Annotated in this window: 25 protein-coding genes; 6 read left to right on the top strand and 19 right to left on the bottom strand. The window is 44.5% G+C overall.

Features of this window, described 5'->3' with window-relative positions; translation table 11 throughout:
- Positions 1-3 precede the first annotated feature (3 nt).
- From rnp1 to rpl3p, 9 genes are read right to left on the bottom strand one after another with little or no spacing between them, the layout of a single operon-like run.
- A complete protein-coding gene (gene rnp1 / locus V7O66_RS13545) occupies positions 4-315 on the bottom strand; it encodes a ribonuclease P protein component 1 (RefSeq protein ID WP_406660842.1) in 312 nt (103 codons plus the stop codon).
- Positions 316-519 (bottom strand): 50S ribosomal protein L29, encoded by a 204-nt coding sequence (gene rpmC, locus V7O66_RS13540; RefSeq protein WP_406660841.1) that lies wholly within the window; start codon positions 517-519, stop codon positions 316-318.
- Entirely contained in the window at positions 519-1,463 is a 945-nt protein-coding gene (locus V7O66_RS13535; protein ID WP_406660840.1) for a 30S ribosomal protein S3, read from the bottom strand. The genes rpmC and V7O66_RS13535 overlap by 1 nt, the downstream gene beginning before the upstream one ends.
- Positions 1,463-1,918 (bottom strand): 50S ribosomal protein L22, encoded by a 456-nt coding sequence (locus V7O66_RS13530; protein ID WP_406660839.1) that lies wholly within the window; start codon positions 1,916-1,918, stop codon positions 1,463-1,465. Before V7O66_RS13530 ends, V7O66_RS13535 begins: the two co-directional genes overlap by 1 nt.
- Positions 1,919-1,928: 10 nt before the next feature.
- Positions 1,929-2,342, bottom strand: a complete 414-nt coding sequence (locus V7O66_RS13525) for a 30S ribosomal protein S19 (protein WP_406660838.1) — start codon at positions 2,340-2,342, stop codon at positions 1,929-1,931.
- Positions 2,343-2,357: 15 nt separating this feature from the next.
- Complete coding sequence (locus V7O66_RS13520) at positions 2,358-3,071, bottom strand: 50S ribosomal protein L2 (RefSeq protein ID WP_406660837.1); 714 nt, start codon at positions 3,069-3,071, stop codon at positions 2,358-2,360.
- Between the two features lie 11 nt (positions 3,072-3,082).
- Positions 3,083-3,331 carry a 50S ribosomal protein L23 gene (locus tag V7O66_RS13515; RefSeq protein ID WP_406660836.1) on the bottom strand — a complete coding sequence of 83 codons (249 nt, stop codon included), beginning with the start codon at positions 3,329-3,331 and terminating at the stop codon, positions 3,083-3,085.
- A complete protein-coding gene (rpl4p, locus tag V7O66_RS13510) occupies positions 3,328-4,089 on the bottom strand; it encodes a 50S ribosomal protein L4 (protein WP_406660835.1) in 762 nt (253 codons plus the stop codon). Before rpl4p ends, V7O66_RS13515 begins: the two co-directional genes overlap by 4 nt.
- A gap of 5 nt (positions 4,090-4,094) precedes the next feature.
- Positions 4,095-5,108 (bottom strand): 50S ribosomal protein L3, encoded by a 1,014-nt coding sequence (rpl3p, locus tag V7O66_RS13505; RefSeq protein ID WP_406660834.1) that lies wholly within the window; start codon positions 5,106-5,108, stop codon positions 4,095-4,097.
- 523 nt (positions 5,109-5,631) lie between these two features.
- On the opposite strand from rpl3p, the gene galU reads away from it, so the two are divergent.
- On the top strand, positions 5,632-6,495 hold the full coding sequence (gene galU / locus V7O66_RS13500; protein WP_406660833.1) for a UTP--glucose-1-phosphate uridylyltransferase GalU: 864 nt from the start codon (positions 5,632-5,634) through the stop codon (positions 6,493-6,495).
- Between the two features lie 73 nt (positions 6,496-6,568).
- Here the strand turns inward: galU and V7O66_RS13495 are convergent, their stop codons facing one another.
- Positions 6,569-7,159, bottom strand: a complete 591-nt coding sequence (locus V7O66_RS13495; RefSeq protein ID WP_406660832.1) for an indolepyruvate oxidoreductase subunit beta — start codon at positions 7,157-7,159, stop codon at positions 6,569-6,571.
- Complete coding sequence (gene iorA, locus V7O66_RS13490) at positions 7,156-8,985, bottom strand: indolepyruvate ferredoxin oxidoreductase subunit alpha (RefSeq protein WP_406660831.1); 1,830 nt, start codon at positions 8,983-8,985, stop codon at positions 7,156-7,158. The genes V7O66_RS13495 and iorA overlap by 4 nt, the downstream gene beginning before the upstream one ends.
- A 279-nt stretch (positions 8,986-9,264) precedes the next feature.
- On the opposite strand from iorA, the gene V7O66_RS13485 reads away from it, so the two are divergent.
- From V7O66_RS13485 to cca, 3 genes are all read left to right on the top strand, one after another.
- Positions 9,265-10,611: a glutamate-5-semialdehyde dehydrogenase gene (locus V7O66_RS13485; protein ID WP_406660830.1), complete on the top strand. Its 1,347-nt coding sequence runs from the start codon at positions 9,265-9,267 to the stop codon at positions 10,609-10,611.
- Positions 10,612-10,663: 52 nt separating this feature from the next.
- The gene (proB, locus tag V7O66_RS13480; RefSeq protein ID WP_406660829.1) at positions 10,664-11,788 is read left to right on the top strand and encodes a glutamate 5-kinase; all 1,125 of its coding nucleotides are present in this window, start codon (positions 10,664-10,666) and stop codon (positions 11,786-11,788) included.
- A 79-nt stretch (positions 11,789-11,867) separates the two neighbouring features.
- Positions 11,868-13,214 (top strand): CCA tRNA nucleotidyltransferase, encoded by a 1,347-nt coding sequence (cca, locus tag V7O66_RS13475; RefSeq protein WP_406660828.1) that lies wholly within the window; start codon positions 11,868-11,870, stop codon positions 13,212-13,214.
- A gap of 22 nt (positions 13,215-13,236) precedes the next feature.
- Here the strand turns inward: cca and V7O66_RS13470 are convergent, their stop codons facing one another.
- From V7O66_RS13470 to argC, 7 genes are all read right to left on the bottom strand, one after another.
- Complete coding sequence (locus tag V7O66_RS13470) at positions 13,237-14,073, bottom strand: DNA-3-methyladenine glycosylase family protein (protein WP_406660827.1); 837 nt, start codon at positions 14,071-14,073, stop codon at positions 13,237-13,239.
- 1 nt (position 14,074) lies between these two features.
- Positions 14,075-15,430 (bottom strand): ADP-dependent glucokinase/phosphofructokinase, encoded by a 1,356-nt coding sequence (locus V7O66_RS13465; RefSeq protein WP_406660826.1) that lies wholly within the window; start codon positions 15,428-15,430, stop codon positions 14,075-14,077.
- Positions 15,431-15,447: 17 nt separating this feature from the next.
- A complete protein-coding gene (gene pfkC, locus V7O66_RS13460; protein ID WP_406660825.1) occupies positions 15,448-16,929 on the bottom strand; it encodes an ADP-specific phosphofructokinase in 1,482 nt (493 codons plus the stop codon).
- 89 nt (positions 16,930-17,018) lie between these two features.
- Positions 17,019-19,304: a PAS domain-containing sensor histidine kinase gene (locus tag V7O66_RS13455; protein WP_406660824.1), complete on the bottom strand. Its 2,286-nt coding sequence runs from the start codon at positions 19,302-19,304 to the stop codon at positions 17,019-17,021.
- Between the two features lie 135 nt (positions 19,305-19,439).
- Entirely contained in the window at positions 19,440-20,624 is a 1,185-nt protein-coding gene (gene argJ / locus V7O66_RS13450) for a bifunctional ornithine acetyltransferase/N-acetylglutamate synthase (RefSeq protein ID WP_406660823.1), read from the bottom strand.
- Between the two features lie 20 nt (positions 20,625-20,644).
- Positions 20,645-21,109, bottom strand: coding sequence for a CBS domain-containing protein (locus V7O66_RS13445; RefSeq protein ID WP_406660822.1), 465 nt, complete (start codon positions 21,107-21,109; stop codon positions 20,645-20,647).
- A gap of 41 nt (positions 21,110-21,150) precedes the next feature.
- Complete coding sequence (gene argC, locus V7O66_RS13440) at positions 21,151-22,164, bottom strand: N-acetyl-gamma-glutamyl-phosphate reductase (RefSeq protein ID WP_406660821.1); 1,014 nt, start codon at positions 22,162-22,164, stop codon at positions 21,151-21,153.
- A gap of 233 nt (positions 22,165-22,397) precedes the next feature.
- Between argC and V7O66_RS13435 the strand changes: the two genes are divergently transcribed.
- Together V7O66_RS13435 and V7O66_RS13430 are read left to right on the top strand one after the other, a co-directional pair.
- Complete coding sequence (locus V7O66_RS13435) at positions 22,398-22,556, top strand: hypothetical protein (RefSeq protein WP_406660820.1); 159 nt, start codon at positions 22,398-22,400, stop codon at positions 22,554-22,556.
- Entirely contained in the window at positions 22,553-22,756 is a 204-nt protein-coding gene (locus V7O66_RS13430; RefSeq protein WP_406660819.1) for a rhodanese-like domain-containing protein, read from the top strand. The genes V7O66_RS13435 and V7O66_RS13430 overlap by 4 nt, the downstream gene beginning before the upstream one ends.
- A 27-nt stretch (positions 22,757-22,783) precedes the next feature.
- On the opposite strand, the gene V7O66_RS13425 is transcribed toward V7O66_RS13430, so the two are convergent.
- On the bottom strand, positions 22,784-23,416 hold the full coding sequence (locus tag V7O66_RS13425) for a 4Fe-4S binding protein (RefSeq protein WP_406660818.1): 633 nt from the start codon (positions 23,414-23,416) through the stop codon (positions 22,784-22,786).
- Between the last annotated feature and the right edge of the window lie 4 nt (positions 23,417-23,420).

Raw genomic sequence — 23,420 nt, 5'->3', positions numbered from 1 at the left:
TTATTACCTCATGCGTATTTTTCTAATATTCTTGGTTCTGTTCTCAGGTTGTGAGAGCAGAAGGTTCCCATCTATTTTTACATACCTCTCAGCATGCTTGCCCGAAAAACGGGCAGGTATCTGAAACACAAAGGTCGTACCTCTTTTTGGAACCATTTTTATTTGGCCAACCTTTGTTTGAACACTTATCATATTCTTTGTTTCATCAACCACTTTGCCGCGTATATCTCTTAACGATGGATTAGTAGCTTCTACTACTTCAGCAACTAATCCAATCAGTTCGTGGAATATCAACTTAGAAGAAGTGATTTCCACTCAGATCTCCTTCATTTCATTCTGGATTGTCTTGATCCTTGCAATGGTTCTCTTAAGTTCGCCAATCCTTCCAGGATTGTCAGGAGCACCACCTGCAGAGGAGAGAGCACGCTCACGAATGAGTTCATCTCTCATTTTGTCAAGTTCATCCAGTCTTTCTTCTGGGGACATATCCCTGATTTCGTTCAAACGAAGAATTGCCATTACTTCTCCTCCTTGTGAACACGTCCAACAGGGTGCCAGTAATCATAGCCTTCGTGCTTGTGTTGCCAGACATTATCTTCTGCAAGTCTGCGTTGTTCATCAACGACATCTTCCAGAGCTGCTGGCCCTTCTGCACTCTCAGTTGCTGTTTCTGAACCAGCTTCCTCTGCCACAGCTTCAGCTTCTACAACAGGAGCTCCCTCTGAAACTTCGGAAACGGTTTCTTCAACAACCATTTCGACTTCCTCTTCATCTACAGTTTCGCCCTTTGCTTCAGCTTCCACAAGTTCTTCAATGCCGGCTTTTGCATCATCGCCAGCAATAACTGCTTCAACTTCAGCTTCCTCGACGATTTCTCTCATTGTGAAAGCGTCAGGCAATACTGCACCTGGAGGGATAATTCTAACTTTACATCCAAGGGTTCCAAGCTTTTTAACAGCTGTTGCGAATCCTTCGTCAACGATATTATTCACAGGATCACCTGCGTGTTTAATGTATCCGTTGACCATCTTCTCTACCCTGGATCGTGAACCGGTAAGTTTACCGGAGATAATAATCTCGCAACCAAGTGCACCGGCATTCATGATAGCCCTTAATGTGTTGTGGCCAGCCTTTCTGAAGTACCATCCTCTCTCGATGGATGATGCTAAACGGCTTGCCATCATCTGAGCATTAAGCTCTGGCTTCTTGACTTCCTGTGCATCGATCTGCGGGTTATCCATATCATACATTCTGTCAATATCACGAGTAAGTTTTCGGATTACCTTTCCAGCCTTACCGATGACCATTCCAGGCTTCTCGGCATATACAGTGATCTGGGTACCCATTGGTGTACGGTTTATCTCCATACCACCATAACCAGCTCTGTTAAGCTGTTTTGCGAAATATTCATCCACTGATGCTTTTGTGTAACCATCCTGGACGAACTTCTTCTCTATTGCCATTAACGCACCTCATTCAAAATAATCTCGACATTTACAGTCTCTGTGTTCTTAGGACTGCCACGTCCACGAGCTCTTGCTCTCATTCCGTGGATTACACGTCCACGCTTTGCACAAACGTGCGCAATATACATGTGGCTAGGGTCGAGTCCTTTGTATTCGGCATTGTTTTTAGCGTTCTCCAGAATCTTCAGGAAAGCCTGTGATACTTTCACAGGATAACCACCTGTCGCCATTGGTCCCTTTCTGTGACCGCAACTATCGTTGTGTCTGCCGTAAGGAACAGCCTGCTTCAGTTCGACAACACTCTCGAGATATTTCTCAGCTACTTCAAGACGCATGCCCTTGATAGCTTTCCCAAGCTCACGTGACTTCTTAGGTGATATATGAAGTTCTGCACCCATCGCTTTTGAACTGACTTTTGAGTCCAATTCCGTGGAATATCCAATTCTTGCCATATAATATCACCTATTTCAGTGGAACGAACTTGCTTGAGCGGGTTGCTCCGACACCTGCACTTCCGTGAGAGCATTTTGCGCGGGTTGGTGAAAATTCACCAAATCTGTGTCCGAGCATTTCAGGCTGCACTTCAAATGCCACAAATGTCTTGCCGTTGTATACTTCAAGGTTCTTACCAACCATCTCTGGGAATATAATAAGATCCCTGTAGTGAGTACGAACGTTGTCCTTACCATCTCTGATCTGCTGAATTACATCTTTTCTACCATCTGTAAAGCCCCTTCTAATAGTACGGCGCTCTTTTGATGGCAATAATTCTGCAAACTCATCCATGCTTAATTTCTGGAGTTCCTCTACCGTTTTACCACGGAAGGTATATTCTCCTTTTCGTTTTGGTAATCTTGATGATGATTTTCTTGCCATGATTAATCCTCCGCTTTAACGCTTTCCTGTCCTGCGTGCTGCTATATGACCGACCTTAGCACCAGGTGGCGCATTTCTGCAGACGGTTGTTGGCCTTCCAGGGTGCTTACGGTTACCTCCACCATAGGGGTGGTCAACGGAGTTCATAGCAACACCTGACACACGTGGATATTTTGCGGCCCTTGACTTCATCTTGTGGTATTTCTTACCTGCCTTGAGGAATGGTCTGTCCACCCTACCGCCACCTGCAACGATTCCAATGGTTGCACGACATCTAGGACTGAGCCATTTCATCTCACCTGATGGTAACTGGACAGCAGTCTGCCCACGGTCGTGTGACACAACAGTACCATATACGCCAGAAGCGCGTGCGAACTGTCCGCCATCGTTTGGCTTGGATTCGATATTACATACAGGGATACCTTCAGGAATCTCTGCCAGTGGCAGGGTGTTTCCTGGCTTGATCTCTGCTGATATTCCACAGGCGATCTTGTTACCTACTGCAATTCCCTCAGGAGCAAGGATCAGGCGTTCTTCACCGTTCTCGAAAGATACTTTCACAACAGGTGCGGAACGTGCCGGATCATGCACAATATCGACAACTGTACCGTATACAGTGTCATTGTCATCCACACGAGGATGCTTCATTGCGCCTTTGAACTTGTGTGAAGGTGACCTGTAAGTAGGAGTTCCACGACCCCTATTCTGTGATATAAGTCTTTTACCCATACTATTTCACCTCACATCAAACCGATCCTAGTAGCAATTTCGTGGGCAGCCTCTGTGCCTTCGAATGTTACTACAGCCTTCTTAAGGCCTTTCATTGTACTCATGGTACACACTGATTTTACAGGGAAGCCATACATCTTCTTTACATCGGCTTTTATCTGGCCTTTGTTAGAGCGAGTATCGACGATGAATTGAAGCTTGTTGTCTTCAAGAAGCATCATTGCTTTTTCTGTGATAAATGGATATTTTATGGAGCTCATTCGAACATCCCCTCCAGATCGGCTATTGCGGATTCGGTCCACACGGTCAATCTGCCTGCATGGGTTCCTGGTGCAAGGAATTCAGCATTCAATGAAGCAACTGAAACTACATCCACACCGGAAAGGTTTCTTGCTGATCTGAACAATGAACTTTCATTTCCAGTCACAATGAGAAGACTCTTTTTGTTCTTGAATCTCCTACCACGAAGCTTACCTTTTCCAGCTCTGATGTTTCTGCCGTCCTTTGCACGCATAACATCATCATACACACCTGCGGACTGCAGGAAGCTGATAACATCCTTTGTCTTTTCCACAGCTTCAACTGCATTGTCAACCACTAATGGAAGCTGTGCGTCGAATTTGTGACCGCGACCGGATACGAGATCAGCATCAGCTGTTGATGCTATAGCTGAGCGGATAGCCATGCGTCTTTCTTTCTTGTTTACTTTCTCGCTCCTGTCAGTCTCTGGCTTTGGAGGGTGTGCCCTTCGTCCACCTCTAGACTGAGGAACTCTTGCTGCACGACTGCCATTTGCGATCCTTGGGATCTGTGCAGCGCCTCTGCCTGATCCCCATGACACAGCGGATGTTTCCATGCCTGCGTACATTTTAGGACCATAGGGCTGCAGCCTGTTTGCCTGTGCTGCAAGAACTGCCTTTTTGATAAGGTCAGGTCTGTAAACTTCACTGAAAACTTCAGGCAATTCCACATCGCCCTTTACGTTTCCGGATAAATCTATGATTTTTGCTGTAACCATTCACTTCACCCCTGATTGGATTGTGTGCTCACGTGAAGGAGCTGTGGTTCGCCCATTGCAGACACTTTTGATCTCATTGGATCTCTGAGCCTGACAAGTCTCTTTGATGGTCCAGGAATACTTCCCTTGATCAGAACGTAATCGCCACTGACAAGACCATAATTGGTAAAACCGCCAGTAGGAGTAATATCTTCACCATCTGTTGAGATTTTCAGAAGACGCTTGTTGTATTCAGTCCTCTGGTGGTAACCCATCTGACCCATCTGTGGAACCCTCCAGCTAACGTGTGCAGGAGTCCATGGACCGAGAGTACCGACCTGTCTCAAGCTTCCCTGACGGGAGTGCTTGTTCTTCATGAGGTTGATTCCCCATCTTTTGACAGGACCCTGAGTACCTTTTCCGGTAGTGATAGCTGCGACATCCACAAATACGCCATTGTTGAATACGTCATTGATCTTGATCTCAGATCCGAGTATGGACTTTGCATATTCGAACTTAGCCCTTACATCAGAACCACTGACAGCGGTTTCCATGATATCGGAATTCTTCTTTGGAACACCAGTAAGGTTCTTTGGTAAGGTGTATGAGATTACCTTAATGTCGGTAACATCGCCTTCGTCGATTATGCTGCTGAGTTTCTCAAGAGCAGCTTCAGTGTTAGCGTTCTTTGGCAGTTTCAGGGTCTTTCCAAGACTTTCGTCAAGTTCTGAAGCCCATGCTTCTGCGAGTGCTTTGTCACCATATGATGTACTTGTGTAAGCACGCACTGCAGCAATACGTACTGCAGGAGTCTCCACAATTGTAACTGGAACTGAGATTTCCATACCTTCTGTAAGGCTGTTCTTCACATCATCAATCAATACCACATGAGTCATGCCTACTTTATACCCTGCAAAATCCTGGAGCTTTGATTCCCCCAAGGATTCCGGCCATGATCTGAACCGTGGTATGTGGCTTTTTGCTCTTTTGCGCGGACTAAAAGCGAGTGATCCTCGTCTTGGTCTATGTCCTTTTGCCATTATTATTCTCCTAATTCTTATTAAGCAGGCCCCGCATAGCCGGGCCGAAAATGCAAAAAAGCTGCCAATCACACCTCTACCAACATGTAAGAACAAAACATGACCTGAACTCCACGTACATGAACCGTACGCACTCAGGCATGCTATGCCAACAATGAGTAGATGCCGATACACCTATAGGCTACCGACGGCGCTCATCTCGAAAAGATTTAAACATCACTGTATTTTCTGCACACTGCTTTGTGTACGCTGGGCATTCTTGAAGAGGCCCTAACACTCATGTTAAATCCGACTTTTTCGCACTATAATTTTAATCTTGCCAGGTTACAGTATATAACCTAACACAGGGCCTTTAAACGTGCATGTAGTATATAAGGCCTTTGCATGATAAAAGCGGATTCGGCTTTATGTAAAAGATACCCAGGAAAAGATACTGCATATTAAACCTAACTTAACAAGTATTATATATAAATCTACATCATTAGAACGCAGCAATGTGAACAATGAATCCCGGAGTGAAAAAGTGGAGATTAAAAAAGCAGTAATACCAGTAGCAGGATTGGGCACAAGGTTCCTCCCGGCAACCAAGTCCATGCCCAAGGAAATGCTTCCAATAATCGATAAACCGGTTATCCACCATGTAGTGGAGGAAGCCATTGAATCCGGAATAGATGACATAATATTTGTTACCGGAAGAAGCAAACGATCCATAGAAGACTATTTTGACGACTCCCCTGAACTTGAAATGCACCTGAAAGCAAAGAACAAGGATAACATGCTCAAGATAGTCCAGGACATTTCCTCCATGGTAGACATACATTATATAAGGCAAAAAGAACCCAGAGGCCTTGGCGATGCAATCCTTACCGCTGAAAAACATATAAACGACGAGCCTTTTGCAGTACTTCTTGGTGATGATATTATAGTAAATGGAACACCATGCACCAAGCAGCTCATCGATAACTTCCAGAAATACGGCCGCTCCACAATAGCAGTCGAAGAAGTTCCACGTGAAAAGACTGGGAGCTACGGCATAATTCAAGGAAAGGCACTGGATGAATCACTCTACGTGCTGGAAGACATAATAGAGAAGCCAGCACCAGAGAATGCACCATCTAACATAGGTGCCATTGGAAGGTATGTATTCACCCCGGAAATACTGGACTGCATCAAGAACACCACAACAGGCGTTGGCAACGAGATCCAGCTTACCGACGGAATCCGCCTGCTGAACGAGCAGCAAAAGATATACGCATACAAATTCACCGGAAAAAGATATGACACTGGTGATAAGGCGGAGTATGTCAAAGCGATAATTGACTTTGCACTCGCCAATGAAGATATGCAAGAACAGATCAAAGGACACATAAGAAGATTCTGCATATAAACATCATTGTAAACATATGGAAACAAATTATTTTTAAAATATTCAGGAAAGGGATTTAGAGATCAATCCCTTTTTATACCTGTGCCCTCCCCAGTTCGAGGGCTTTCACGTTAATATCAACTGTTTTTGAAGGAACTAGTTCCTTCACAGATTCCAGCAAGGTTTCTGAAGAGAATGGCAGATACTTCGACACTGCACCAACCATGACAACGTTCATGGACTGCGGATGACCTGCTTCAAGCGCAAGAGCGGTCGCATCAAACGCGATAACTTCATTATTTTCGCGTAACTTTGCAATAATATCATCCACATCAGGATATGTGCAAAGCCCGGAAGTTACAGTCACGGGGTGTATGGGGTCGATGTTCACTATAATAACACCATCTTCTGCCAGATAGTCAACATACCTTAAAGCCTCACTTGGCTCAAGCGCAAGCAATACGTCAGCACCCTTTAATGGGATCATGGAACCAAGCTCACAACCAATTCTTATATGATTGACAACCGAACCACCTCTCTGCGCCATACCGTGAGTCTCTGCTGCACGTACTGACAGATTCTCTTTTACAGCAGCCTTACCGATTATATCAGATGCAAGGATGGTACCTTGGCCACCCACACCGGCAATTACAAGATCAAATTGGGAAATTCCTTCTGCACTCATTTCTTCACCCCCGAGATTGCATCGAACTTACACAGATGAGAACATACCGCACACCCCGTACACATGGAGTTGATAGATGCCTTTTTAGTACCCACATCGAACTCGATGGCAGGGCATCCGAGTCTCACACAAGCTTTACAGCCAGTGCACTTTTCTGAATCTACAATAAATGGTTTCCTGCGAATTCCAGAACGCTTTGCATCGATCACACAAAGTTGCTCTGTAATAACTACAGAAGTTCCATTGAAGCCCCTTGCTCGTTTGAAGACCTCTTCTGTCTGCTCAAGGTCGTAAGGATCAACAGTTTCCACGAATTCAGCACCCAGACTGCGACAAAGAGCTGCGATATCAACCTCAGATGTTTCCTCACCTGTGGCAGTCCTGCCCATTCCAGGGTTTGGCTGATGACCGGTCATTGCTGTAATACGGTTGTCCACAATGGTAACCGTGATATCAGCTTTATTATAGATAGCGTTAAGCAGGCCATTCATCCCAGTATGGAAGAAGGTAGAATCACCTATGGAACAGCAGATGGGCTTTTTCTCGCCTGCCTGATACATCCCACTGGCAACGGTTATACTACCACCCATACAGAGGGTTGTGTCCACAGTACCACTCTGAATACCCAGTGTGTAGCAGCCAATGTCACTTGGGAAGATGGCATCCTTGCCGAATGCCTTTTTCATGGCATGGAAAGTACCCCTGTGGGAACATCCCGGACACATGACCGGAGGACGCATGGGAAGGTCTATCCTGCATGCGTTGTAATCGAAATCCTCCCCGATATCAACTGGATTGGCGGTCTTTTCAAGCTCAAGCACTTCTGCGAGCACATCTGCACAGACATCAACGTTCAGTTCGAATATCCTTGGAACCGGACCCTGCAACTTTCCTATGATCGTCGTGGGAATTGCAAGCTGCTGAGCGATTATCCGCACCTGCTCTTCCACCACAGGCTCCATTTCCTCGAACACGAGGATGGTATCCACCTGTTCCATCATACTGCGAATCTTCCCTTCGGGAATAGGGTAAGTACCAATCTTAAGGAAACATGCATCAATCCCCATTTTTGCCAGTGCTTCTTTTGCATAGACAGAAGCAAGTCCTGATGCGATTACACCAAGTTTGACACCTTCATGCATCTCAAGAGAGTTCCATGGAGAGTCCTCAAACTCTGCAAGCATGTCCTTCTGGAGATCGAGAAGATGTGGATGTCTTACGCGGGCATTCTTGGGAATCATTACCCATCGTCCAAGGTCCTTCTGGAAGTCTGCCGCTGGCATGTCCTCGTTCACAGGACCAAGCAATATATCTGACTTACCGTGTGAGATACGCGTGGTTGGCCTGAATATAACAGGTATCTGGAACTTGTTGGAAAACTCGAATGCATATGACATCATGTCCTTTGCTTCCTGCGGGTCTGCAGGATCGAGACATGGAATTAGTGAAAACTGCGAGTACCTGCGGGTGTCCTGCTCATTCTGTGAGGAATGGCATGACGGGTCGTCTGCAACGATGATGACCATACTGCCCTTGACACCTGTGTAAGCAAGAGTCATCAGAGGGTCTGCCGCAACGTTCAGACCAACGTGCTTCATGGTGACAACAGAACGCACACCTGCCATTGCAGCACCGGCTGCAACCTCAAGAGCTACTTTCTCATTGACCGACCATTCCACATAAAAATTCCTTTCCTGCATCGCTGCCAGAGTACCGATTATTTCAGATGAGGGGGTCCCGGGATACCCGGATATGACCTGTCCGCCTCCTTCTACGATACCGCGTGCAATTGCAACATTTCCCAGCATATACTCGCGTGTGCTCATGATTATTCTCCTGTTAGCCCATACAGAGCAATTATTGATAAATATATCTAAGAAGATGTTACGTGTTAACGTGTGGCAGGGAATGGTGATTTTTAGATAGTATAAAATCCCACACAAAATAAACAATATTCTAAAACTGATTTACATAGAACATCGGCCACCATCCCCGCTCATAATCGATAAGTATAATAGTAAAGAACTATGTGCAATATTTGCATATTATACATTTACTAAGAATAATTTCATAATCCCTCTTTTAAAACCCGGGTGGTTTATTTCATGGTCACAGAAATCGAAGCAAAAGTGATGCAGGCTAAGAAGGCATCAATTGTCCTTGCAAGTGTTGATACCGATACGAAGAACGCAGCTTTAGAGGCAATGGCAAAGGCTCTTGATGAGAACCGCCATGTCATTCTTGAAGCTAACAGGAAGGATATCGAAGCTGCCGAGAAACTCAAGCGCAAGGGTGAGCTTTCACAGGCGCTTGTTGACAGATTAAAGGTCAACGACGGCAAGATCAGTGGTATGATAGATGGCATACATGATGTTGTCAAGCTCATCGACCCTGTTGGTGAAACACTACACACCCTTGAACTTGACGAGGGACTCGAGCTTTACAAAGTAAGCTGTCCTATCGGCCTTATTGGCGTGATATTCGAGGCAAGACCTGATGTTGTACCACAGGTCATGGCACTCTGCCTTAAGAGTGGGAACTCCACAACATTCAAGGGCGGAAGCGAGGCCCTGAATTCCAACCGTGCCATCTTCGATCTGCTGGTGGAAGCTGCGGAATCCGTGGAAGGCATCCCATCCGGTGCATTCCAGCTCATGGAAACCAGGGAAGAGGTCAACGATATCCTTGAGCTGGATGCCTACATCGACCTGCTCATACCAAGAGGTTCCAACGACTTCGTGAAATACATACAGAACAACACCAGAATCCCTGTTCTTGGACATTCAGACGGGATCTGCCATGTCTATGTTGACGATGATGCAGACCTCACAAAAGCCTATGATGTTACCTTCGATTCAAAAGTGCAGTACCCTGCAGTATGTAACGCCATGGAGACACTGCTTGTCAATGAAAAGGTAGCAGAAAAGTTCCTCCCCAAAATGGCACAGATGTTCAGTGAGGCAGAAGTAGAAATGCGCTGCGATGAAGGTTCATACGCAATCCTTGAGCAGATAGACTTCCTCAAAAGTGTTGTCAGAGCCACCGAAGAAGACTGGATGACCGAATACAACGACCTTATCGTATCCATTAAGATGGTAGGTTCGATGGAAGAGGCGATCGAGCACATCAACACTTATGGCTCACACCACACTGACGTGATAATCACAGAGAACAAGGCTAAGAGAAAGACATTCACCGGTCTTGTGGACTCCTCAAGCGTGATGATCAATGCATCAAGCAGGTTTGCAGATGGTTTCAGATATGGAAAAGGTGCAGAAGTTGGCATCAGCACCAACAAGATACATGCACGCGGACCCGTGGGAATGGAAGGACTCATGATCTACAAGTACATCCTTATGGGCAATGGCGACAAGGTTGCGGATTATGCAGGCGATGATGCACGCAAATTCACACACAAGGTAATGGACAAAAAAGTATCTGATGTCCTGTAGATCTAACGAGTGATACAAGCAAAAAAGGATGCAATTGAACGGGGAATTATCCTTGATAGACCGGAATGAACTTTTCAGCGATGTCAACAAGATCGTAGTAAAGATAGGGACATCATCAATCAACACCGAAAGCGGTAAGCTCAACCACCATTTCATGGATAACATGGCAGCTCAGGTTGCAAGATTGCATGAACAGGGAAAGAGAGTCATACTAGTAAGTTCCGGTGCCATTGGTATAGGCATAGACATACTGGACTTTGACAGCCGGCCACGCGAGATACCAGTCAGACAAGCCTGTGCCGCCGTGGGACAGGGCGTGCTCATGCAGGAATGGAGCAAGTCCTTTGCAAAACATGACCTCAAGGTTGCTCAGATCCTCCTTACATATCAATCATTCTCAAACAGGCTCACATACCTTAACCTCAGGAACAGCATATCAACACTGCTCAGCTACGGAGTCATCCCCATCATAAACGAGAACGACAGCACATGCGAAAATGAGATCGAAGCCACCTTTGGTGACAACGATAAGCTCTCAGCCATGGTTGCAAGCAAGATGGAAGCCGATCTTCTGGTAATCCTTTCAGATATCGACGGGTTGTACGACAAGAACCCAAAGCGCAATGATGATGCAACACTTCTTAGCGTGGTCGAGGAGATCACACCTGAGATCGAAAGTTACGGTGGTAGCCCCACAAGTATGAAAGGTGTCGGCGGCATGAGGACCAAGATCGAAGCCGCAAGGATTTGTAATCTGGCTGGCTGCTACATGCTCATTGCAAACAGCAATGTCGAGAATGTCATTACAAAGGCACTTGATGGTGATCAAATAGGAACAGTGTTCCTTGCAAACCAGGAAGTGTATAAGAACAGGATCAGATGGATACTTCTTTCAAAATCCTGCGGAACCATAGAGGTCGATGCAGGCGCAAAGGAAGCGATCCTTAACAGTATGAGCCTTCTGCCCTCAGGCATAGTTAACCTAAGCGGGGATTTTGACAGAGGAGATATTGTCGAGATCGAATGCAACGGTGATGTATTTGCCAAAGGAATCACTGATTACAATTCCACCGAACTTGAAAAGGTCCGGGGCAAACACACCAATGAAATAGCCGACATACTTGGCTATAAGAACTACAATCACGTTATCAAAAAGGAAAATATCGGGATATGTTAGTTCATTCCTTTTTCAATAGTATGTTATAGTAAATTGCAAGACCTATTTTTTAATTATTTATGGTAAGTTGGATTGGATAATGAATATCGAAGAACAAGTACTCCTGAGAATTAAGCCGACTCTTGAAGAAGCGGAGATCATAAAAGATATCGTTACTGAATTGTTTGACAGGGTTAAGGTTGCTGCAAAAGAATTCGAAATTCCAGGAATTGAACCAAAACTTGTAGGTTCTGCTGCCAGGGGCACATGGATATCCGGCACTCATGATCTTGATATATTCATCTCTTTTCCCGAAGATGCCAGTCGTGAAGAACTGGAAGAACATGGACTGATGATTGCAAGAGAAGTTTCAAAAGATGCTGAATATGTGGAAGAACGCTATGCTGAGCATCCATATATGAACATGCAGTATCAGGGATTCGATGTGGATATAGTTCCCTGTTTTGCAGTTGATCGTGCATCCAATATCAAGTCTGCAGTTGACAGGACACCATTTCATAATGAATTCATAAAAGAGAATATCAACGGACGCGAAGATGAAGTTCTCCTGCTAAAACAGTTCATGAAAGGGACCGGAGTATATGGCTCCGAACTTCGCACCCAGGGATTTTCAGGATATCTTACAGAACTCCTCACTCTCAATTATGGTTCTTTCAAAGAAGTAATTGCCAATGCATGTGACTGGAGACCTGGCACAATTATTGACCTGAAGTCCCATGGAACAATTAAGCACGATGAACCCCTGTCCGTAATTGACCCCACAGACCCAAAGAGAAATGTGGCAGCCGCACTTTCTATTGACAGGTTTGCCGGGTTCATAGACATCTGTCGCTCTTATACTGAAGAACCTGCAATGCATTACTTTTTCCCCGAACCTGAAAAACCCCTCGATGACATGGAAATAGAAAATCTCCTCAATGAGCGGAAAAGCTCCTTTGTTGCAATTGTCTTCAAAGCACCTGATGTGGTTGACGACATACTCTACCCACAGCTTGATAAAATGAAGAGCGGGGTTCGGGCACTACTTGAAGAAAATGAATTCACTGTCCTGAACAGTATTACATGGGCAGGAGAAGATGCTGTTGTCCTGATGGAACTGCTTTCATCGAGACTTCCTGAGGTAAAAAAGCACCAGGGTCCACCCGTATGGGTTCGCAGCCACGCACAGGCATTCAAGTCAAAATATGAGAGTACAGATGGTGTGTTTTCCTTTTATGTGGAAAACGGATACTATGTTGCAGACATAAAAAGAAAGTTTGCGACAGCAAAAGATCTTCTTGAAGGAAGGATAAACACCTGCGCCCTTGGAAAACAGATTACTCTGGCAGTTAATGAGGGTTTCAGAATACTTGTGGACAGGGAAATTTGCAACATTGAAGATGAAGATTTCAGAATATCCATGAGAAAATGGAACAAAATATTGTAAATTATTGCAAATATAAAAGGGGTCAAAGCCCCTCCATCCTTTTCTGATAGAAGAAATACTGTTGTGCATACCCGCAGTATTCTCCGAAATACATGCGACCCCAATCCCCAATCTTGCTTTTTGTAGCATTTCCCTTGAAGAACTCATGATCCCCATAAACATTTTTAACAACCTGCTCAACATGAGTATCAACCGGGAAAGCTTCTAATTTACCATAAGCAAAAAGCAGTATGCAGTCCGCAACCTTTTCACCAATGCCCTTTAATTCCATCAATCTCTGTTTTGCTGTATTGTAATCCATCTCGAAAAGCTCGCCCAGATCAAGATCACCAGTTCCTACCTCTACGGCCGCATCAACAATACGCCCACCCCTGAATCCAAGCTTACATTGGAGCAGATCCTCATCACATGCATAGGCAAGAGATTCCGGATCAGGGAATGAATAGAATCCAAAATCTAATTCATGGCCATATCTCTCGCAAAGCTGGGATATGCCCCTTTTGATGTTAGGGATATTCCAGGCTGTTGCAAGCATGTAGGAAATCAGACATTCCCAGGGATCCTGACGAATCAGGCGAAGTCCCTGGTATTTCCTGATGGCTTCATTCATGAACTCGTCCTTGTTGACTTCAGCCAGAATATACTCAAGGTCATCATCGAAACGGAAGTATGACTCAAAAAACTCTTTTGAAAGATAGGAATCAACCGTTACCTCACCTGTCATACTGTCCTGTCGAAGACGTGCAAAATGACCTGCCACCACGCCTACCCACCAGCCGTCGATATAATCCCATCTGAATACCTGTCCGCAGTCCAGTGTGTAATCCAGACTAAAGTCCTCATTAAAGATTGTGTACATATTATTTCCCTAACTCAAGTCGCCTTAAAAAAGTAGCGGCTGATATGGTATCTCCGAGTCCAACGGTGGATATCGGTTCATGGCATATCAATGTGGGAATAGCGCAAATCGCATATCCTTTGAATATGCCGCATGTAGCATCATTTTGATGCAGGGATGGGATATCTGAAAGTTTGCCCACTTGCAGGCGACCAAATTCACTTTCATGGATCGTCGAAGCAACATCCAGAATGAATTCCCGGCTCTCGAGTTTACCGGATGCAGCAAAGGCTGCTGCACAACTAATACCAAATTCCAGAGCTTTCACTTCGTCCTGATAATTTATGGAAAGGCTTGAGATGGACATAACAAATTCCCTTGTGTGAACGAACAGGCTCTTCAAGCCGGAAATATCGCATACCTTTATGGCTGCTTCGAGTATCACAAAAGAATCCATTCCTATTATAGACCTTGCATCCATGCCGTGAATACTGCCCAGCATGGACAACTCATCCTCGTTCATTCCAATGCTGTCTACAAGGGGAGCAATTGTGGAAAAGACAGAGATTGCCAGGTCAGGTATGGAGAAGTGACCGAATTCTGCATGTATATGAATATTATTGTTAAGTTGCTTCCACAAACGAAGCTGCTCACAAACATTATCGAGCTTTTCCGCATAACCACTGCCATCCGGATAACTAAGCTGAAGCATATGAAAACCCGAGATCAAAGCACCGTCCATCTCCCGGATATGCGTTGTGGCATAATCTGCAAATTCATTGTTTATCCGGAGTCTGGAATTTAACGGGTCATAAGTGGCAATGAACCTGTTCTCCCTAGGAACTACAATGTCCTGCCCAAACAGGGAAAAAGTTTCTCCTTTCTTGAAATCAAAAACAAAATGAATTGGATCCTCATCGAATTCTTCTGCTGCCGCTGAAACATCGACACTTTCCATATCAATGGATGAGTAACTGGAAGATGGCAGAAAAATACCATCACCGGAAAAGAAGGACATCTGTATCCGGGAGGGATTCACAACGTTTGGGACAACCTTTGAAGCACCAAGCTGAGAAAGTACGTTGGCCATTATACCCATATTACCCCCCATTCTCAGAAGGGATCTCTCAAAATAGTTGCTCTTGAGCCATTCATAAACGGCTTTTTCATGGATCATCCACTCCCCGCCTGAGCCATCTTTCATACAGGATATTAGACCTGCGAGAAATTCAGGTATGGATGTGATCTCACCCGGAGGATTGGACAAGCTGTCAACTATCTCCTCTTTTGTAAATGTTGACAGGAGCTCATTTAACTCCGAACCTTTGATAGAATAAATTGAATCTATATTCGCATTATATCCACAGAGAATGTTCAAATTGATTACTCCATTTTTCAGGCTTTCTTTATCTTATTCTCTTTGAGCTTTGCGAGTATAGCTATGAACGCACCTGCTGAGATCGTATCGCCAATGCCCACGGTTGCTACAGGGTCCTTGACAACCTTCGAGGGCACTATTATCAGGTTGTGACTGGCCGTACTGATACATCCATCCTCAAAATCCTGAACCGAACATATCCCCCGTCTGACAAGGTATTTTTCCAGCTGCCTCAGGCCATCATATCCCTGACTATAAACAGGCACATCCAATCCCACATCTGCATCATTCATTCCCCCTATGGAACCGAGGGTTGCCTGGGTGGCAGCCAGAGTGGATGCAAACAAAAGAGCTTCCCTGTGTGATTTCTCATCAAGAGGATAATCCTTTGATACCACACAGATATAAAAACCCAGGGAGTGTATATGCACCCTTTGAAGATCAAGCTCGTGCAGCAGTTTTACAGCACCCTCATAAAGGGAAACAATGCTGTTCTCCCCTTTATTTATCACAGAGTATGCAAGCTCCTCATACCCCAGCACGTTCAGAGCGTTTGCAACTTCCACAGTATCAAGCCCCAGGGAAGTTACATGCTTTTTGACTATCCTGGTGAGCACTGCCTTACGGATGGCCTTGTTCTGTATGGAAGTGAATTCCACATGCAGACGCAGATCAGGATTGTGCTCCTTGAGTCGTTCTATGACATTTACAGCTTTCTCAACGTAATCATGACAGTCGCTGCCATCATCATATTCTTCCTTGATCATCTGATAGCCTGCAAGGATGGCACCGTCTATGCTCTCACTTATCTCAGGAAGGTGGTCGTACAGTTGCCTGTCCATATCTATACGGATCCATTTTGGCCTTGAGGAAATGATGAGACGATTATCCCTGGGTACCGAAAATACCTCACCGGAACAATTCACTTTTGTGCCTTTCGAGAATTCGATTATCCAGTTGATCTTTGGTTTCTGCTCAGGATCGTATGCATCTTTGGGATGTTTCAAAAAGAGTTTCCCATCTTCCACCACAGGACAGTTCAGGTTGGGCATGTCCACATAGTACTCTGCCTGCTCCCTTGAGAGCCAGGGTACATAGCTGATGACATTATTAACACCAAGGGTTGCCAGAAGATTTGCAATGATACCTGCCTGTCCACCCATGCGGGCCTTGTCGAACACAAGGTTGTCCATAAGCCAGTCATGCAGGTCTGTCGTATAAGTTGGAACTTCAGCTGCCTTACCATCACGCATTGCGATTATCAGACGAGCCATGAAGTCAACCGGATCCTCTATCTCACGAGGATAATCCAGGATTCTCTGCTGTACGTTTTCACAACCCAGAAGCTGAATCAGTCTTTTAATCTCATGTTCTTTTATGTGCTTGATAGCATCTACATTGCTGTTGTATGCTACAAAAACACCTTTGATATTGCCTAATAAACCACTGATATTTGAAAATGCTTCAGAATAGCGCTGCTCCCATTCTTCGATCTCCATGATCTCACCCAAGGATTATAGGTCAATACTTTATATATAAATAATGGAGGAGAGAAAAGCAAATAACATCATCACAAAGCCATCGAACATCAATTCTCTTTCTGATACAATGGAATAACAAATGTAAATGTACTGCCATTCCCCAGGCTACTCTCCACCGTGACATTTCCACCGTGCATTTCCACATACCTTTTCATAATTGCAAGACCAAGACCCGTTCCCCCAACTTTACGAGTCAAAAAAGAATCCACCTGCTTGAAGGGGGTGAATATCTCTTGTTGTTCATCTTTTGAGATACCAATGCCATTATCTGAGACAGAAACCTGTAATTCGCCATTAATGGAACTTGTCTTAACACATATTTCCCCATTTTCCGGTGTGAACTTAATTGCATTGGAGAGAAGATTATACATGATGTCCTTGATCATTTTCTTGTCGGCATATAATTCCAGATCATCATTCTCAATTTTAGTTTCAATATCAATGTTTTTTATATTTGCTGCAGGTTGCATCAATCCTAATGTCTCGTATATGATCTCAAAAACTTTGAATTTTTCACACCCAAGTTCCATTTTTCCAGCTTCAACTTTTGATAGATCGAGAATACCATTGATCAATTCCATTAAATGTTTACTACTCACCAGAACATTGGAAACATATTCAATTTGTTTTTCATTCAATTCACCCGATATTTGATCATGCAACATTTGTGAAAAACCGAAAATTGAATTGAGAGGTGTACGTAGTTCATGACTCATCGTGGCAAGAAATTCAGATTTTGCCCTGCTAGCAGCTTCAGCAGTCAATTTAGCAGTTAATAGTGCATCTTCAGCTTGCTTACTCTCAGTAATATCCTGAATCGATCCGATAACTGCATCTCGTGCAGCGAAGTATTCTGCAACCGAATGTATATAACGGACCTCGCCATCATTTTGCCTTATTATTCTATACTGTACATCATACGGTAGCTTTCTTGTTACAAGATCAATTAGTGCCGTATCCAACATAGGACGATATTCAGATAGCGGTACTCCCCTTACATCTTCGAAAGTATATTGTGTACCTTCCAGGCCATATATCCTAAGTGCTTCCTCCGAAGCATCCAAACTGCCGGAATTAAAGTCAAACACCCAACTCCCAAAGCGTCCGACCTTCTGTGCGCTGTGGAGCTGTAACTCCCTCTTTCTGATCACATTTTCTGCCTGCTTGCGCTGGGTAATATCCCTTCCAACACCCAGAACCCCATTCAGCCGTCCATTAGAATCATACATTGGACTTTTGATGGTTTCAACATATTCCATATGACCGTCATCAGAATAAATGAGGGTCTCTTCATTCATAGTGGGTTTGCCGGCTTCCATTGCCACCCTATCATTTTGAGTGAAAAAATCTGCCAATTCCTTTCCTACAAAATCATAGTCAGTCTTCCCAACAATGTCTGCTTCCTTTGCACCAAAAAAGCGCTCAAACTTAGAATTGCATGTAAGATAAACACCATTAACATCTTTCAGCCAGACCAAGTCCGGAATGGTATCCACTAATGCACGCAATTGTCCTTTGCTATTCAACAGTGACTTCTCTGCAAACCTGTGCCCTGTTATGTCTTCCCCGATACTGGAGATGCTGGAGATATTGCCAGTTCCATCCTTAAAAACAGTATTATTCCAGACAATCAGCCTCCTATCACCATCTCTTGTTATGATCTCATTTTCATAACATGATGATTGATCTGCATTTTCAATCGTATTGAGGAGAACATCCTTTGTTTCCGCGACTATCTCTGCAGGCAGGAACACATCAAACCAATTCTTATTAAGAACATCCTCTCTTTTCCATCCGGTCAGATCGAGCAAGAAATCATTACAAAAGAGGATATTCCCATTTGAGTCAAGCATGAGCCCGACAAGTTGCATATTGTTAAAGACCGTCTGAAAAAGTATTTCAGATTCAAGTACATCACTTTCTGTGTTTTTCCATTCAGTAATGTCAATATGTTGTAAAAGAACAGTTGTAGGATAATTTTGAGAAAGTGGCTGAACTTTCATTAAAAACCAGCGTTTTTTTCCATAGCTCTGGCAAGGATATTCAAGTTTGAATGTTTTTGCATTACCATTAATAACATCCCTGATTCCCTTTGCTGCAGCAGAGGCTTCTTCTGATCCTTCACCAGTTGCCAGATCACACACTTTTAAATAATCGATCCCTTCAGCACATTTGACGGGATTGGAATCACTATTCGGTGCACATTCTTTCCATTTGTCATTTGCATAAGAAATCAGTCCAACCGATGATAATATGACAATACCATCCTCCCAGAATTCCATTGAATCCGCTTCAAGACCAAAAATAGAAGGATCATTTGTTTTTAAAGTCATACATATCACTGCCACATTTATAGTGAGTATATTATAATACCCGTATTTACAACCCACAGTAATAAAATACTATGTTTAAAAAGTAATCAAAAATAAAAGAGTAATAGTTTATAATTGTATCCAATTATAAATTTATTAAGTCGTGTACTCAGCGTTGATCTTCACATAATCATAAGTCAGGTCACAGCCCCATGCTGTTGCACTCCTGTCACCAAGACCAAGGTCGGTTATGATAACTACCTCATCCTGAGCCATTATATCCTTCAGTTTCCCCAGTGCATCCTCATCGGATTCTACTGCCACACCTGACCTTACAAGTTCCACCACATCGGTGCCGGATGAGAACGAAAGGGATATCTTTTCCGGATCTACTTCTGCACCTGAATAGCCGCTTGCAACGATTACCCTGCCCCAGTTTGGATCCTGTCCGAAGATAGCTGACTTTACCAGAGGAGAACGGACTATTGCCTTTGCAACAAGAACAGCATCTTCATCTGTGATTGCACCTGTCACCTTTGATTCTATGAGCTTTGTAGCACCTTCACCATCAATAGCTATCATCTTGGCAAGCTCGGTCAATACGAATTCAAGTCCATGAAGGATATCATCTTTTTCCGGACTGATCCCAGAACGCCCTGTTGCTGTCACAAGCACCATATCGTTGGTACTGGTATCACCATCTACAACCACCATGTTGAAACTCTTATCCACAGCAGTTTTAAGGCAGTCATCGAGAACATCCGTATGAATATCCGCATCGGTATATACAAAGGCAAGCATGGTACCCATATTGGGTTCAATCATACCGGAACCTTTTGCAATTCCCGCAATGCGAATGCCACAGTCCATCTCAATGGCAATTTCCTTTGGAACTGTGTCTGTCGTCATGATAGCCTTTGCAGCATTCATACTTGCATGGGCATCATTGGAAAGTGATGTTGATACATCTGCCAGGTTCTCCTTTATCCAGCCAAGGTCAAGCTGGCGACCTACAACACCTGTGGAAGCCACAGCCACCATCTCAGCATCAATATCCAGTTGCTGTCCAAGCAGGAACTGCATCTCCTTTGCAGTCTTGATCCCCTGCTCACCTGTGAAGGCGTTGGCATTGCCACTGTTAACTACCACAGCAGCAAGTTTTCCTGTCCGGGAAAGACTTTCACGAGTTACAACAAGTGGTGCTGCAATGACCTTGTTCCTTGTGTAAACTCCGGCAGCGTTTCCTTCTGCCTGAATAACCGCAAGTCCCATCTTCCCGGGTTTAATACCTGCTGCACGGACACCCGTTACCGCACATATGCCGCCTTCAATGAATTTCATATGATCCCCTATCTATTGTTTTACACTTTTCCAAGTCCACGAATGATGTCACCACGGGTGATGATACCTACAATTTTCTCATCTTCAATAACAGGCAACCTGTTGATCTTGTGTTTTGTAATTATTGCCGAGGCATCCTGTATGGAGTCTGATGGAGAGACCGTGTAAACGTTCTTCTTCATTATCTCGCTTATGGGTTTTGAACCCAGGTCCTCAAGCATATGCTTGGAGTCTTCCCAGCTTATCAGCTCACGGATCGGAACTTCGATGACCTCAAAAGGACTTGGTAACCAGAGTCCCTTGTGCTCCGGAACATCCAGCAACCTGAGAAGGTCACCTTCGGATACTATGCCTACAAGGTTGCCATCTTCCAATATTGGAAGGCCACTTATGTCTTTCTCTTTAAGCAGTTGTGCAACATCCCTTATTGAATCATCAGGACTGCAGGCAATAACATCCGGGTTCATAACATCTTGTACTTTCATGGATATACCTTATCTATTATCTTATATTTCAGGATTGGTAATCAAGGAGCTGCTGCTGCACTCCAGAGTCCTTTGGTCTCATCGAATCCGCACATCATATTCATGTTCTGTATCGCCTGTCCTGAGGCACCCTTCACCAGATTATCGATGGCTGAGACCACAACTATGCGGTTGTTCCTCTCATCCACCTCAAAGCCGATATCACAGAAGTTGGAACCACGTACGCCACCAAGACTTGGGCTGCCATCGAGAACTCTCACGAATGGCTTGTCCCTGTACATGTCCTCATAGAGTTTCCTGACACCATCCACATCCATCTTCTCCTTTGTGAAAACATGGGCGGTGGTCAGTATTCCTCTGATGGATGGAACCACATGGGGTGTGAAACTGATATTTGTAAGCGAATTGTCGAGCCTGTTAAGCTCCTGCACGAATTCCGCAACATGCCTGTGGGTGGTCAGCTTGTACGCCTGCACGTTCTCCGCCATGTTGGGATAATGGGATACAGGACTTGGATTGATACCCGCACCGGTAATTCCAGATTTGGAATCGAATATCACAGAGCTGATAACTCCTGCCTTTGCAAGGGGAGCTGCTGCCAGTGTTGCACCTGTAGGATAGCATCCGGGATTGGCTATGAAGTTCTGCTCTGCAACCTCCGGGTGAAGCTCCACAAGACCGTAGACCGCGTCCCTGGGATCTCTGTGCTCCATGGCATATGCTTCCTCAAAAGCTGCTGTCTTGAGTCTGTAATCTGCACTGAGGTCAATGACTTTCACGTCATCGTCAAGCAATTCGGGAACTATATCCATGGCAGTGCCATGGGGAACCGCCACAAAGACGACATCACATGCCGATTTTATCTCTTCCGGAGTAAGATTCTGGAATCCCAGGTCCAAAAAGCCCTTCAAGTGCCTGTGGGTATCTGTTACAGCCTCACCTGCAAGCTTCCTTGAAGTAGCAGCCACAATATTTACTTCAGAGTGGTTCAGGAGCAGGCGCATAAGCTCCCCACCTGTGTATCCTGAAGCACCGATAATTCCTGCGTTGATCATAGTTATCACTGTATTAATGTCAAATATATGGAGAAGAAGTGATTGTAGTACTATAATGCTTGCGCTTTGGTTTGGAGAGAAGAGATGGGATCGAAAGCTTGCCATTGAAGATATCCGGACAAAGATAAAATGAAAACGTTAATTAACCACCACAATTCAAACAGTAGAATCCGGTTTGAAGTGACTTCAAATGCGGTTAACAGAAGATATTCATCATCTTTGGAAGGGGTGACTTGGAGAACGATTACGGTAAATACATCACTAGAACTGCTGAAGGTTTTTACAATGTCAAATTACCCGGCGTAAAGATGATGCATGATAGCAGAGATTTCTTTGTGCTTGATGTAAGACCCCATAGCCTGTTTGCACCCTTTCACTTAAAGGTGCTGTGAACATAAACCTTATCGAACTTCCCGACAGACTGGATGAGATACCAGAAGGTTCGAAGATACAGCTCTACTGCCAATTCGATGTCATGAGCAGAAACGCAGGGAAAAAACTTGTAAGATCAGGTTTTAGTGATGTGTATAACATGCTGGGTGGCTTCAGAACATGGTACAAGGCAGGTTATCCTTTTGTGAGTGAGATATGATCACATACCAGGATAGCAACATGGAACTCATTTTTTGAAGCTCAAAGCATTCTTTGGACAGGCCTCCACACATCTTCCACATTTTATACAGTCCGGGTTGTCCGTTATCTCCAGAATCTTGAGGTTCATCGGGCAGACCTTCTCACATTTGCCGCATTCTATACATTTCTCGGTATCTATCTGTAGCTGGTATTTCCCTGCTCCAATTATACGCTGTGCTGTCCCCATGAGGCAGAATGTGCACCATGTTCTTGGGGCGATAGATATTCCCAGAACCACCGCAATGGCAGTCGTCGTAATGCACATGATAACAAAGACCATACCTATCTGGTTGACAAGTCCCTGCGTGTTGAGCAGCCTGTATCCCATAAATCCCATCATCAATATGAAGATAGGGATCCTTATCCAGAGGCTCCTCAATATTTTTGGTATCCTCTTTTTTCCCGCCATCCTTCCAACCCAGAAGTCCATGAAACTTCCCCTTGGGCAAAGGTTACCGCAGAACCAGCGTCCCCTGAATGGTGCTATCAGCAAAAGTGTTGCAAAAACGATCAGCAGGAAGTATCCGAGTATCGGGAACCACAGTCCTATGATAGAAACGATTACGACAAGTATTCCTAAATACGGGGTTATCTTGAGAACCACTTCCACTTCCTCCAATATA

It is taken from the genome of Methanolobus sp. ZRKC3 (genome assembly GCF_045291275.1).
Lineage (GTDB): Archaea > Halobacteriota > Methanosarcinia > Methanosarcinales > Methanosarcinaceae > Methanolobus.
This window is presented reverse-complemented; position numbering and strand designations above follow the sequence as displayed.

Bases quoted from the DNA above. Each gene is read 5' to 3' on its own strand.
- V7O66_RS13495 (WP_406660832.1), bottom strand. From the start codon at position 7,159: ATGAGTGCAGAAGGAATTTCCCAATTTGATCTTGTAATTGCCGGTGTG.
- rpmC (WP_406660841.1), bottom strand. From the start codon at position 519: ATGGCAATTCTTCGTTTGAACGAAATCAGGGATATGTCCCCAGAAGAA.
- argC (WP_406660821.1), bottom strand. From the start codon at position 22,164: ATGATCAACGCAGGAATTATCGGTGCTTCAGGATACACAGGTGGGGAG.
- argJ (WP_406660823.1), bottom strand. From the start codon at position 20,624: ATGAAATTCATTGAAGGCGGCATATGTGCGGTAACGGGTGTCCGTGCA.
- V7O66_RS13470 (WP_406660827.1), bottom strand. From the start codon at position 14,073: ATGTACACAATCTTTAATGAGGACTTTAGTCTGGATTACACACTGGAC.
- pfkC (WP_406660825.1), bottom strand. From the start codon at position 16,929: ATGGAGATCGAAGAATGGGAGCAGCGCTATTCTGAAGCATTTTCAAAT.
- rpl3p (WP_406660834.1), bottom strand. From the start codon at position 5,108: ATGGCAAAAGGACATAGACCAAGACGAGGATCACTCGCTTTTAGTCCG.
- rpl4p (WP_406660835.1), bottom strand. From the start codon at position 4,089: ATGGTTACAGCAAAAATCATAGATTTATCCGGAAACGTAAAGGGCGAT.
- V7O66_RS13535 (WP_406660840.1), bottom strand. From the start codon at position 1,463: ATGGCAATAGAGAAGAAGTTCGTCCAGGATGGTTACACAAAAGCATCA.
- V7O66_RS13530 (WP_406660839.1), bottom strand. From the start codon at position 1,918: ATGGCAAGAATTGGATATTCCACGGAATTGGACTCAAAAGTCAGTTCA.
- V7O66_RS13515 (WP_406660836.1), bottom strand. From the start codon at position 3,331: ATGAGCTCCATAAAATATCCATTTATCACAGAAAAAGCAATGATGCTT.
- V7O66_RS13455 (WP_406660824.1), bottom strand. From the start codon at position 19,304: ATGACTTTAAAAACAAATGATCCTTCTATTTTTGGTCTTGAAGCGGAT.
- V7O66_RS13445 (WP_406660822.1), bottom strand. From the start codon at position 21,109: ATGAAAGTACAAGATGTTATGAACCCGGATGTTATTGCCTGCAGTCCT.
- V7O66_RS13525 (WP_406660838.1), bottom strand. From the start codon at position 2,342: ATGGCAAGAAAATCATCATCAAGATTACCAAAACGAAAAGGAGAATAT.
- V7O66_RS13520 (WP_406660837.1), bottom strand. From the start codon at position 3,071: ATGGGTAAAAGACTTATATCACAGAATAGGGGTCGTGGAACTCCTACT.
- V7O66_RS13485 (WP_406660830.1), top strand. From the start codon at position 9,265: ATGGTCACAGAAATCGAAGCAAAAGTGATGCAGGCTAAGAAGGCATCA.
- cca (WP_406660828.1), top strand. From the start codon at position 11,868: ATGAATATCGAAGAACAAGTACTCCTGAGAATTAAGCCGACTCTTGAA.
- iorA (WP_406660831.1), bottom strand. From the start codon at position 8,985: ATGAGCACACGCGAGTATATGCTGGGAAATGTTGCAATTGCACGCGGT.